This window comes from Spiroplasma turonicum, assembly GCF_001262715.1.
Taxonomy (GTDB): Bacteria; Bacillota_I; Bacilli_A; order Mycoplasmatales; family Mycoplasmataceae; genus Spiroplasma_A; species Spiroplasma_A turonicum.
The window spans coordinates 75,466-88,417 of the sequence record NZ_CP012328.1 but is presented as its reverse complement, the minus strand read 5'-3'; the positions used below and the strand labels follow the sequence as shown (position 1 = coordinate 88,417).

The following is a 12,952-nucleotide window of genomic DNA, read 5'->3' as shown; positions in this document are numbered from 1 at the left end:
AATATCTCCTAAGACTCTGAATTCATAAAATGATATATTAATAAATCGTTTAAATAATTAAAAGGAACTGAATTAGATATATGTCCTTTATAAATAGATTCGTCAGGATTATCAACAATTAATGTATGTATTGATGATAAATATTGAACTATATTTGGTGACGCAACTTTACCAGATATATAAATTATTTTTCTATTTTTACGTCCAATTTCAGTTATAAATTTATCTAATCTACTTGAGTTACCATATCTTGTAAAGAATATGAATACATCATTTTCTTTAGAGCTATCTGTTCTTTCTTTTAAAGTATCTTGATCACTATCCAATAAGAAAGTATCTAAATTATTTTTATAAAAAAAGTTTGATAATTCTTGTGCAGGACCTGATAATAAGTTTTCTCAATAACATATAAAAGCTCTTGAAGAATTTCTTATAACAGTTAATGTTTGAAATATATCTTTTTTTTCAATTAATGCATAGTTTTGTTTGATTATATTAATATAACCCTGAACAACATTTTCATCGTTTTTTGCAACATTTATTTTTTGGTTTTCAACATCATTAGCAAGAGAAATTGCAAAATCTCTAAATCCTTTAATATTTAATTTTTTTAATAAACCATAAATTGCACTATATCCTGTTCCGGCCTCTTGTGCCATTCTTTCTATTTTCATATTTGTATCGACAATTTCTTTTAAATGACTTTTTATAAAATCTACAATTTTCTTTTCTTTAATTGTCAAATCATTTTCATCAATAGTAGTTAACTTACTTAAAAAAGACCTCATTATTTCTCTCCTTATGTTTTAAATTCTTTCTTTATATATTCATTACATAATTCTGCAATCATGGCTGCATTATCTGTACAATACTTAAGATTCGGTACTAGTATCTTAAATATATTATACTTGGTTCCAATGGAAAAAATTCTATTTCTTAAAAAATTATTAGCACTAACTCCACCTGCTAAAGATATTGTTTTAGGTTTAAAATAATTTATTGCATTTTCAAACCCTTCAAGTAAATAATCAATAGCACTTTTTTGAAAAGAAGCACAAAAATCATTAATTTCTAACGAATTATTTGACATAGCTTTTCTTATTAGATTAATACTTGCTGTTTTTAAACCAGAGAAGGAGTAATTAAATTTATCAATGATTTTCATTTTAGGAAATATATAAGCATCATCTCTTCCAAGTTTTGCTCTTTTATCAATTTCTGGACCACCTGGATAAGGTAGTCCTAGTACCCTTGCAACTTTATCAAAACACTCACCTATAGCATCATCAATAGTTGAACCTATTATATCAAATTTTAGTGGTTTTTTTATAAATTGTATTTGTGTGTGACCGCCACTAACAACTAAAGACAAAACTGGATAAGTAAATTTTTCCTCGATATTTGCAGAATAAATATGACCTTCCATATGGTTTAAAGGAATAGTAGGAATTTTATAATAATAACCAATTGTATTTGCAACTAACCTACCAATTATTAAACTACCTATTAAACCTGGGTTATTAGTATATGCAATATAATCAACATCTTCTATTTTTATTCCACTCTCATTTATAGCATCAATCAATACAAATGGGAAGTTTTTAGTATGAAGTCTGGAAGCTAACTCAGGAACGACTCCACCATGTATTATGTGATCTTTGATTTGACTCGATATTATGTTAGACTTAATTATTCCATTTTCCATAACAGAGACACTAAACTCATCACAACTGGACTCTATGGCTAATATTAGCATTAAAAAACCCCATTTCATAAAAAAAACCAATTAAAGGTTTTTATTGTTTTTTATATCTATCAATCATTTTTTTGTGTCAATTAAGCGTTGATTGCTACTACCACGAAAATCTAATGAAGGGTCATAAAGTTCTTGAACTCATCTACCATCAACTAAAATATCAATTTCATGTAATATTTTAAATCTATATAGTTCTTCTTCACCATTATTTCTTTGATTATAAATTTCCTCAATGGTAAATCCTGTATACAATCAGATGTTAAGACCCGTTTCTTTTTTTATTCTTTTTATTAATTTATAAACTTCTTTTGCACTAAACATTGGGTCGCCACCAGAAAATGTAACACCGCTCAAAAGTGGGTTTGATTTCAAGTCAGAAATTATTTGCTTTTCATAATTTTGATCAAAATCCTTACCTAGTTTAAAGCTTCAACTTAATAAATTATGGCAGCCTTTGCAAGCGTGTAAACAGCCAGCAACATATATTGAATATCTAATTCCAGGTCCATCGCTTATTGTTTCCTTAAATATTTTAAGAATTTTCATTATATTGTTTTAAATGTTTTACTCTCTCGCTTTCTTCGGCTTGTTTTCCTGAGTTTCATCCATCTAAATCACCAACTAAATAACCAGTAATTCTTCTAGTTCTTGAAATGTCATTTGCACCACATTTTGGACAATTTAATTGAATTAATGATGTGTAATGGCATTTTTTACATCTATCAACTGGATGGTTTAAGCTACCATAATTTATACCACTTTTTTTCATAAAATCAACAACAGATAAGATTGCATGTAGATTTTTTTTAGCTTCTCCATCTAATTCAATATAACTAATATTTCCACCCAAAGTAAGTTCGTGGTAGGCAGCTTCAATTATAATTTTTTTATATGCTGTCAAATTGTAATAAACTGGAACGTGATTAGAATTTGTAAAGTAATCTCTTGATGTTACTTCATTTATTGTACCAAATCTTGATTTTGTAATTTTAGCCATTCTACCTGCGACTGATTCAGCAGGAGTTGCTATAACTCCATAATTTAAGTGTGTCTTTTCTTTTCATTCCTGTGCAACTTTATTCATTTCTTTAACGACTTCTAAACCAAGATCTTGTGCTTCATCACTTTCTCCATGATGCAATCCAATAAGTGCCTTTAAACTTTCTGCTAAACCTACAAATCCAATTGTTAGAGTTCCTTTTAAAAACACTTCTTCAACACTGTCATTTACCTTTAACAATTCTCCACCAGTTAAAACATTATTTTTCATTAAAAATGGGAATTCTTTTGCAATTGCAGATATTTGAAATTTATATCTATTATATAATTGTTGACAAATATCATTTGAAATTTTATTTACTTTGTTAAGAAATAAAAACTTTATTTCATCTCTATTAGTTCTTTCTCTATCAATATAAGAATTAATCAATAATCCTTTTTCTTCTAAAAGTTCTAAAGCTAAATAAGGTAAATTTATAGATGTGAATGAAAGATTTCCTCTACCAACGCTTGTTTTTTCACCATTAATATTTTCAAAAACTCTTGTTCTACATCCCATGGTTGCAGGTTCAAACATTCATCTATTTTCATCATTAATATCTCATTTTTCATGTTTATTATAAGGTTGATCTAAAAACATAAAATTAGGAAATAATCTTGTACTTGTTGTTTTTAAAGCATCTAAAAATAAGTCAAAGTTTCTAGTATTTCAGTCATTTATACTATCTCAATCGTTTTGGTTCAAATTGTCAGCTCTTTTTTTATCTAAGTCTGAAAAGTTAATACCTTCTTTAACTTTAAAAATAACTATTGGAAATATTGATGTTTCACCATTTCCTAATCCGTTTCTAAGTGCTTTAAATAAAGATTTTATAACTTGTCTACCTTCATTTGAAGTATCAGTACCTAAATTTATTGATGAGAAAACAACTTGATTTCCACCTCTAGAATGCTGGGTATTTAGGTTGTAAATAAAACCTTCCATAGCTTGGTCTGTGTCAGATATAACTTTTTTGTTTGCATTATTAACAAGTTTTTGAACAACTTTTTTAGGAATTTCAAATGATTTAAGTTCTTCATATAGTTTATCCACATTTGTGTTGTTCAATCCAATATAATCAGCACTTTCAATTATATTTCTTAATACTTCGCTTTCAAAGTTTACATCTAAGATTTCAAGATATGAAATAATGTTTTCAAATAATCTTTTTATAAATGACTTAGCTACTCCTTTTGCCATAAAAAAGTCAAATGCTGGTATTGCTTGTCCACCATGCATCTCATTTTGAGCAGTTTGAAATACAATTGCAGCAAGTTCTGCATATACAGCAATAGATTTGGGTTCTCTAATGTAACCATTTCTTGTGTAAAAACCATTTTTAAAGATTTCATCAAGATTATATTGAACACAAGTTGCAGATTTTGTAGCATAATAATCTAAATCATGAATATGTATAAGTGATTTTCTATGTAGATCTGCGATTTTTTTTTCAAGTAAATTATCTAAAGCATACTCTTTTGAAGTAATTGATGCAAATTTCATCATTTTTCCACTTGGAGTATCTCCACTCATGTTAGCATTTTCATTTTTTAAATCATTATTTTCAACTGATATTATTGATGATATTTCATTAGATAAATTTTTTGTGTTTGTCATACAATTACCTCCATTTTTATAGATTAATATTATAACATAATTAATTGTTTAGTAATTCTATTGATGATTCCAATGCTAATTCACACATTTTCATAAAATTATTTTGTCTTTCTTCAGAAGTTGTTATTTGATTAGTTATGAAACTATCAGAGACAGTTAATAAACAACCTGCTTTCTTATTGGTAACTATTGCATTAGCAAATAAAGCAAAAGACTCCATTTCAACAACATCTAAATTATTTTTATTAGCAAATTCAAGAGAGTCCCCTAATCTGTAAAAAACATCAGAAGAGTGTGCTGTTCCAGTAAATATATTATATTTAAGTCTTTCAGCTACATCATTTATTTTTTCAAAAACTTCTTTACTGGCTGGAATAATAGTTTCATCTATGTTTGCAGCAAGTTTAGCATAATTATTTTCGCCAAAAGCATCTTTAACATTATAAATATCATATACATTTATCTTTTCATTATAACTACCAGCTGACCCAACCCTTATAATATAATCAACATCATAAAACTTAAAAAGTTCATATGAATAAATCCCGATGCTTGGGCAACCCATTCCACTACCTGCAATAGTGATTTTGTTTCCTTTATAAAAACCTGTGTATATATACATATTTCTTGTTTCATTTACTAGTTTATAATCTTCTAAAAAAGTTTCTGCTATTTTTTTTGCTCTTAAAGGGTCGCCGGGCATTAAAACTATACTCCCTATTTCCTCTTTTTTAGCACTTATATGTGGTGTCATTATTAATCCTTTCTTTAATAAAAAATAAACCATTTATAAACTTTAAAAACCCATATTTAAACTAAATGTTTTTTAGTATAAATTTATTATACTTAAAATATTTAAATATTTATATATAATTAAATTTAGGTGAAATATATGGATTTTAACTTAATAAAGAAGCCAATAAAGAAGCCAATCCTTTGGTTTGGTTCAATAACTTTTGTTATGGTATTAATTTCATTAGTGATAATTTTAGTACTACCCTTAGAAAAAAAAGATAAAGTAGTATACTGTTGCATAATTGAGCTTAATTTTCTATTAATTTATTTTATTGCAACAATGATTAATTTAAGTAAGTCTTCAGTAAGCTTATTTTACAAAATTGAAATAACAAAAGAAGATGATAATTCAGATTATGAAGTAACTGTAATAAAATCTTCATTTTCAAATATTTTTTTAATAATTTTAGTTGTAGTAGCTTATTTTGTTGAACTATCTAGTGGGTCAATAATAACTAAAGATTCATGATTAAGCGTTGCTAAGAAAACCTTTTGGGTGTATTTAATTTTATTATGTATAAATTCAGTCTACCTTTGATTGTACTTCGGTGTAACTGCTTACTTAATTAATCAAATTGAGGACTTTAAAATTAAATACATAGAGTACTATAAGAAAAGTAAAGAAAACTCTATTCTTTAATTAAGACTATTTTTTTTATTTTTTTTCCTTCAGAATGAAATTTTGTTTCATATTCTGTAGCAATATTGTCAGTTAATAATTCTTGATTAGAATACAAATCATCACAATTTAAAATTACTTTAAAATTAGTTTTTTTAACCTCTTCTAGTGTAAATAAATATAAATTTTCATTATCTGTTTTCATTTCTATTGAACCATTTTTTTTCAATAACCTATAATATAAATCTAAATATTTTATAAATGTAAGTCTATATTTTGTATGTCTTTTTTTTGGCCAAGGGTCTGAAAAATTTAAATAAATTTTATATATAGATTCATTTGAAAAAAAAGTATCCAGACTTAGTGCATCAAGATTTAGAAATCTTAAATTATTTTTTGGTGTTTCAAAATTACTAATAGCCTTTTTTAAAGCCACACCAATTACTGTTCTTTCTTTTTCAATAGCAATAAAATTTAAGTCATTCGTAGTTGATTTTTGAATAATAAAATTTCCTTTGCCACATCCTATCTCTATATTTATATCGTTATTGTTATCAAATTTGTTATTACATTCTTCATAGTTTTTGTTAGATAACATTCATATAGAGTTGTTTTTTATAAAATCAATCGTTCAATTTTTATTTCTTAATCTCATTTTTCTCCTATAGTATTACGTTTACATAAAATACATATGTTATTCCAAAAAATATAGTTACAGAAACCATATCAATAAAGGTTGAAAGAATTGGTGAAGCCATTATAGCTGGATCTAACTTCATTTTTTTTGCTATTAATGGTAATAATCCACCGACAAGTTTTGAAATTATTAAACTTAAAAAGAGAGCAATTGATGTAATTGCGATAGTATATCATACAATTGCACCTGATAAGTCACCTTTAAATTGAATCGCATAAATTATAAGTGATCGTATTAAATTTATAAAAACAAGAACTAAACCTGTTAGGATTGAAACTCTAAATTCTTTTCAAAGTACTCTACCAAAATCTTTTGTTGTTACTTCTTTTAATGACATTGCCCGAACAACCATAGTTGATGATTGGATTACACTGTTACCTGAAGTGCTTGATATTACATTTGTAATGGGAAGAATCATAATTACAATATAAAAAAATCCTGACATTATATTTAATGAACCGTTATTATCAATGTCTAAATTTATAAAAGCCTTTAAGAATAAAAATATAATCACTTGAGTAAATGTTGCTAATGTCATTAACAATATTAGTCATATACATCTTGACTTCATCATTTTTCATATGCTTGTTTTAAAATATTCATCCTCAGTAGGAGTAATTGCAGCCATTTTATGAATATCTTCAGTAACTTCTTCTTCAATAACTTCGAATACATCATCAAAAGTTACAACTCCTACAAGTTTTTTTTGACTATTTGTCACAGGTATTATTGATAATTCATATTTTTTAAATAAATCAATAACTGTTTCTTGATGATCTCTTGTATAAGCTGAAATAAATCTTTCGTCCATTACATCATTTACTTTCAATTCGTGACTTTCAAATAGTAAAGATTTAAGATCAACAACTCCTTTTAAGTTATTTAGTTTATCAACAACAAAAAAAGTGTTTTGCTCTTCTAATGAATCAATGTTATTTTTTAACTCTTCAATACATTCCTTAATAGTTCAATTATCTCTGAATCTAATATATTCAACATTCATAATGCTACCAACAGTGTCATCATCATATTTTAAAATTGTGTTCAATTGAGCTCTAGACTCAGGTGTTGATGACCTTAATATTTTTTTAACAATGTTTGAAGGCATTTCTTCGAGAATATCTACAATATCATCACTATATAAATTTTCAAAGATTTCACTTATTTCTTTAGAGTTCATTGCTGCAATTACTTCTTCTTGAATTTCTGGATCAAGATAAGGAAATAACTCCGCACTTTGATCGGTTGTAAGAAGTCTGATTAAAAGAATGATTTTATTCTCTTCTAATTCATATAAAGCTTCTGCTAAGTCATATGGATAATATTTATCTACATAATCTCTTAAACTTTTAACATCATGTTTGTCAATAAACTCATTTATTTTATCTATAATTTCTTGATTTTTCGTATCCGTACTCATATTTTTCCTTTACTTTTTCAATAAATAATTAAGTTCTTCTGGTACTTCTAATTTTAATTCTGAAGAGCTTCCAATTAAGTCTCCCATAAAATTTTTAATACCTAATTCTTTTAACCTTTTGTATATTATATAACTATTAACGCCAGTTGCAATAATCTTAGATTCAATTTTTTCTGAAATTTTTATTGCTTCTAATATGATTTGTTTATAAAATTCATTTCCATTTATATGCTGTGAAACCTCTTCGACTAAAAAAATAAAATCAGGTTCATAACAATGGATTAAACCATAATCAGATAGTTCGGTTCCAAAGTTTGATATTGAAATTTTAAAGTTATTACTCTTTAAAAACATTATATTGTTTTTTAAAACAACTTTATTATTGATTTCTTTATCCATTTTAAAATTTAATACAATGTTTTTTAAATTTAGTTTAAGGTTTTTTAATTTAAATAAAAATTCGTCTTTATCAAATTCCGAACTTGACAAATAGTCACTATCATAGTTAACAAAAATTAGTTTTTGGATTATTTCTTTTGAATATTTTCTTGATAAATCTTTCAAAGAATTCAGACTAATATATCTTAAAAATAAACTTGATAACCCCATATCATCAATTAATTTTTCATTTGGTTTAAAATTGGATGAATCAAATTCTTCGCCATTAATCATCCCATTTAAATAATATCCTTCAAAACTTCAATTAATAATATTATAAATAGGTTCATATAAGGTTGTGTGTAAATTTAAATTAACAACCTCATTTAATGAAGCGATTTTTCTAATTTTATTTTTATCTAATAAAATTTCGTTTGGTTTAGCTATTAGATTAAAATCATCAACAATTGTTGCTTGATTCTTAATTAAATAATTATTGAAATCACTTAATTTATCTAAATCATTTGAATGTATACCATAAATGCTGTTAGCACTCCTAATATTTATTTTTATTTTATGATTTTTAATTGTAAATACATTTTTTATACTTTGGAATAATTTAAACAATTTTAATAAATCTTTATTTTTATCTATTTGTAAATTGACATCGTTACCTAGAGGGATAAAAACACCAAACGTTTTATAATTAGGTTTAAAAAAAATTGCATTATCAAAGTTTTTAGTTATGTTATTATAACAATCGCTTGCTACACTGCTAAATATATAATCTCTAATTACATTACTAACCTTGTTTTCAAACTTTTCAAAACTAGCAATGTAAAAGTTACAATAGATTGCATATCTAATTTTTTTTTGCATTATTAAATCAAGTATTTGAAAATGTGCAGATGAAAAGTTTAAATAATGTTCATTTTCATAGACAACAATATTTTGTAATTTTAAAGCATGAATATAGATCTGGTCTACTGTCTGAGCTAATAAATAAATTATGTATGAAACAAATGTTGTTATTAAAACTATTAACATTTTAAGATTTAACGATTCTATATTGTTTTCTATAAAGTTTCATGATAATAAAGCAATGAAAATAGTTAGTATGTTTAATGAGACCAACAATCATAAAGAGGTTTTCTTTAAAAAATATCTTTTCAAAATACTTGTTATAAATGGAACTGTATAAAAAATAATAATTAAAGTTCTTGAAAACCCTTCATTTATAGAACCAAAATATTGTGAAAATAAACTTGAAAATACAAATAGATTTAGTATGTTTCAAGTAGCGACTCCTATAGATGCATATCAACTTACAAAAAACACTAATAGTCAAAATGAAATAACTGGAACAAATATTGTTAAAAACAAATTGGTTTTATCTGCCATGATTATACTACTTATAGCTATTGTAAATGTTGATAAAAAACCAAAAATGATTCCTAAAAAAAATTGATAATATAAACTAATTTTAGCAAATAAATGTCTTGAGAATCCTCAAGTAAATAAATAAAAGACAAAAATTATCAAGGAATAAGAAAGAATTATCAATATTGAAGATCATATATCCATAATAATCACAAACCTTTCTTATTCTTTAATCGAACATAAAAAAATGGTGGAGATGGCGGGAATCGAACCCGCGTCCAAAATACTCCGACCCATAGCTTCTACAGTTTATTTAGTTTTGTTTTACTTGTAGAAATAAACTAACAAAACTTCTACAAGTTTTTGTGGATTTGAGATTCAAGTTTAATTCCCACTAATTAAACTCTATTGTACTAGGTAATACGTTAAAATATGAAGCACAAAAACACATTTTAACGTTGAATGCTATAAGCCTTTGCTTATTAAGCTGCTAATGCAACTCCAGCTGATGCATTATTGATCATGAATGCTGGCATTTCAAACTCGTTTTTATTTTCGTTTGCATTTTATCAAACCTAGAAGTATTTAGGTCTACCAAACCACTGCAACTATGAGTGAAAATATCCTGTCGAAACCAGGACACCCCCATAAGATAATTATAAAACATTTTGCCAAAATTTTTTTATTAATTTTTTGTAAATCTTTGTAATTTTCTTTCAACATCACGTTTTTTAATTACCTCTCTTTTATCATATAATTTTTTACCTTTTGCAAGCCCAATCTCAAGTTTAGCAAAGTTCCCTTTTAAATACAGTTTGAGTGGAACTATTGTTAGTTTTTCAAGTTTGACTTGTTGAATAATTTTTTTAATTTGCTTTTTGTGTAAAAGTAAAGTTCTATTTCTGGTTGCATCAAAATAAATATTATTTGCGAATTCATACTTCTTTATATTCATGTTAATTATTTCAGGAATACCTTTTCTAATAAGAATAAATGATTCATCAATTGATACATTTTTTGCTCTTATCGATTTAATTTCTGGTCCCGATAATACCAAACCAGCCTCAAAAGTTTCAAGGATAAAATAGTTAAAATATGCTTTTTTATTTTTTAATATTACATACTCTCCCATAAAATGCTCCTTTAAATTAAAACAAAATCAATAACTCTTTTTTTAACATCTGCATTTTTTACTTTAACTTTAACAATTTGTCCAAGTCTTAAAGTATTATTGTTCTTATTAATCATAATGCCTTTTTCAGTGTCATAAACATAGTCTTTAAGTTCTGATATATGAACCAATCCTTCTACACAATTTGATAATTGGACAAAAATACCAAACTTTAACACTGCTGAAATTACACCACTATATTCAAAATTTATTTTATCTTTCATGAATTCACACATACAAACTTTATTTACTTCACGTTCAGCAGAAACAGCATTTCTTTCAGTTTCATTTATAATACTTGAAGCTTTAGAGATAAACTTCTCATTATTTTTAAGTTTATTTTCTTTCAAATCATGCTCTATTATATATTGTTTCAAATATCTATGAACCAATAAATCACTATATCTTCTGATTGGAGAAGTAAAGTGAGTGTAACATTCACTCGCTAAACCAAAATGACCAATATTATCAAGACCATATTCTGCTTTTTCCATATATCTTAATAATGTTATATTTATAACTTCCCGCTCAGTTTCATCTTTAACTTGTGATTCTATTTCGTTTAATGCACTTTGAATTTTTTTAGGGTTTAATTTTTCTTTATCATTTAGTTTTGCATTTATTCCCAAAGCTTTTAAAGAAGAATATCACTCTTTTAAACTTTCTTCTTTTGGAATATCATGGTTCCTATATATGAATGGTAGCTCTTTATCAAATACAATTGTTGCAACTGCCTCATTAGCACTTACCATAAAATTTTCAATTAACTTTTCACTTATTCCTCTATTTCTTTTTACAATATCAATAACATTAAATTCTTTATCTAAAATTATTTTTGGTTCAGAAATTTCAAACTCTATTGAACCTCTATTTTGTCTTTCTGTTTCAATAAAATCATGTAGTTCTTTTGCTACAAATAACATATCCAAAATTTCATCATTTCTTTTATTTGGATTATTGCCATTATAAATTTCGTTAACCTCATTATAAGTAAGTCTTGCTTTGGAATTCATAATTGATTCGTAAACTTTTTTCTTAATTACCTTACCATCATTACTAAAATCAATTTCTGCAACCATACATAATTTATCTTCATTTGGATTTAAACTACAAACACCATTTGAAAGTTTTTCAGGCAACATTGGAATAACTTTATTTGCTAAATAAACTGAGTTTCCTTTGAAGAGTGCACTATTATCAAGTTCACTAAATGGTCTTACATAATAAGAAACATCTGCAATTGCAACAATTAATTTATAACCATTGACTAGTTTCTCAACATATACAGCATCATCTAAATCCTTTGAGTCTTCACCATCAATTGTAACTAAGCATTTATTTGTTAATGAATTTTTTAATCTTCTTTTAATTTCATTATTATTAAAATCTATTTTAGTAGCTACTTCATCTGCTTGTTTTAAAGCTAATGGTGAAAACTCAGGTTTAATATTAAATTCATATGCAATTGAAACTATGCGATCAATCGCCTTATTTGAATTACCTATAATTTTTTGTATTTTTACAAATAACTTTTTATCTCTAACATCAAGTATTTTAACTTTTAATATAAGATCGGGTTTTAATTTAAAGTCTTTTTGATTAACCATAACAATTCTATAATTTTTAAAACCTTGTTCACTAATTATTAAATCAATAAATCTTCCACACTTGCTTTTAACAAGTTCACCAACTAAAGAATTTTTAATTCTATTTGATATAGCTTCTATATTAGCTTTCATTCTATCATCAGATTCTTTTTCGACAGTATAAACAACTTCATCTGTTGAAATGCAACCATTTAATGAATTAGGCGCAACAAAAAAATCTTCTTCTAGATTATTAAAATTTTTTACGAATCCAAAACCTTTGTCATTAATTCTAATAGAACCAATTTTATATTTGTTATTAATATAATAAATTTTGTTATCATTAGACCAACCGATTTTATATTCATCTTTTAATTTTTTTAAAACATTTGTTATTTCATCTTTATTATTAAATGTGTTTATGATTTCTGTTAGGGTTGTCAATTCGTTTTTTTTTAGGTAATTTAATATTTTATTTTCCAAAATTCTATCCT

General features: G+C 25.6%; 11 protein-coding genes and 1 other RNA gene. 1 reads left to right on the top strand and 11 read right to left on the bottom strand.

From position 1 onward, the window contains the following. Window positions 1-8 precede the first annotated feature (8 nt). From STURON_RS00430 to deoD, 5 genes are read right to left on the bottom strand one after another with little or no spacing between them, the layout of a single operon-like run. Entirely contained in the window at window positions 9-788 is a 780-nt protein-coding gene (locus tag STURON_RS00430; protein WP_075047942.1) for a MurR/RpiR family transcriptional regulator, read from the bottom strand. An 11-nt stretch (window positions 789-799) separates the two neighbouring features. Then, window positions 800-1,756 (bottom strand): tRNA (adenosine(37)-N6)-threonylcarbamoyltransferase complex transferase subunit TsaD, encoded by a 957-nt coding sequence (gene tsaD / locus STURON_RS00425; RefSeq protein ID WP_075047941.1) that lies wholly within the window; start codon window positions 1,754-1,756, stop codon window positions 800-802. A gap of 30 nt (window positions 1,757-1,786) precedes the next feature. Beyond that, window positions 1,787-2,302 (bottom strand): anaerobic ribonucleoside-triphosphate reductase activating protein, encoded by a 516-nt coding sequence (gene nrdG, locus STURON_RS00420; RefSeq protein ID WP_075047940.1) that lies wholly within the window; start codon window positions 2,300-2,302, stop codon window positions 1,787-1,789. Then, window positions 2,289-4,412: an anaerobic ribonucleoside triphosphate reductase gene (locus STURON_RS00415; protein ID WP_075047939.1), complete on the bottom strand. Its 2,124-nt coding sequence runs from the start codon at window positions 4,410-4,412 to the stop codon at window positions 2,289-2,291. Before STURON_RS00415 ends, nrdG begins: the two co-directional genes overlap by 14 nt. Window positions 4,413-4,452: 40 nt before the next feature. Then, entirely contained in the window at window positions 4,453-5,166 is a 714-nt protein-coding gene (gene deoD, locus STURON_RS00410; RefSeq protein WP_075047938.1) for a purine-nucleoside phosphorylase, read from the bottom strand. A gap of 138 nt (window positions 5,167-5,304) precedes the next feature. Here deoD and STURON_RS00405 point away from each other — a divergent pair, with 138 nt between their 5' ends. Beyond that, window positions 5,305-5,847, top strand: a complete 543-nt coding sequence (locus STURON_RS00405; protein ID WP_075047937.1) for a hypothetical protein — start codon at window positions 5,305-5,307, stop codon at window positions 5,845-5,847. Here STURON_RS00405 and trmB read toward each other — a convergent pair. The 6 genes from trmB to rnr form a co-directional block, all read right to left on the bottom strand. Further along, window positions 5,837-6,481, bottom strand: a complete 645-nt coding sequence (trmB, locus tag STURON_RS00400) for a tRNA (guanosine(46)-N7)-methyltransferase TrmB (protein ID WP_075047936.1) — start codon at window positions 6,479-6,481, stop codon at window positions 5,837-5,839. The genes STURON_RS00405 and trmB overlap by 11 nt on opposite strands. Before the next feature lie 7 nt (window positions 6,482-6,488). Further along, window positions 6,489-7,943: a magnesium transporter gene (gene mgtE, locus STURON_RS00395; protein ID WP_075047935.1), complete on the bottom strand. Its 1,455-nt coding sequence runs from the start codon at window positions 7,941-7,943 to the stop codon at window positions 6,489-6,491. Between the two features lie 9 nt (window positions 7,944-7,952). Continuing rightward, on the bottom strand, window positions 7,953-9,722 hold the full coding sequence (locus STURON_RS00390; protein WP_158500502.1) for an EAL domain-containing protein: 1,770 nt from the start codon (window positions 9,720-9,722) through the stop codon (window positions 7,953-7,955). 227 nt (window positions 9,723-9,949) lie between these two features. Continuing rightward, window positions 9,950-10,348: a transfer-messenger RNA gene (ssrA, locus tag STURON_RS00385) on the bottom strand. 38 nt (window positions 10,349-10,386) lie between these two features. Next, entirely contained in the window at window positions 10,387-10,833 is a 447-nt protein-coding gene (smpB, locus tag STURON_RS00380) for an SsrA-binding protein SmpB (protein WP_075047933.1), read from the bottom strand. An 11-nt stretch (window positions 10,834-10,844) separates the two neighbouring features. Further along, entirely contained in the window at window positions 10,845-12,941 is a 2,097-nt protein-coding gene (gene rnr / locus STURON_RS00375; protein WP_075047932.1) for a ribonuclease R, read from the bottom strand. Window positions 12,942-12,952 lie beyond the last annotated feature (11 nt).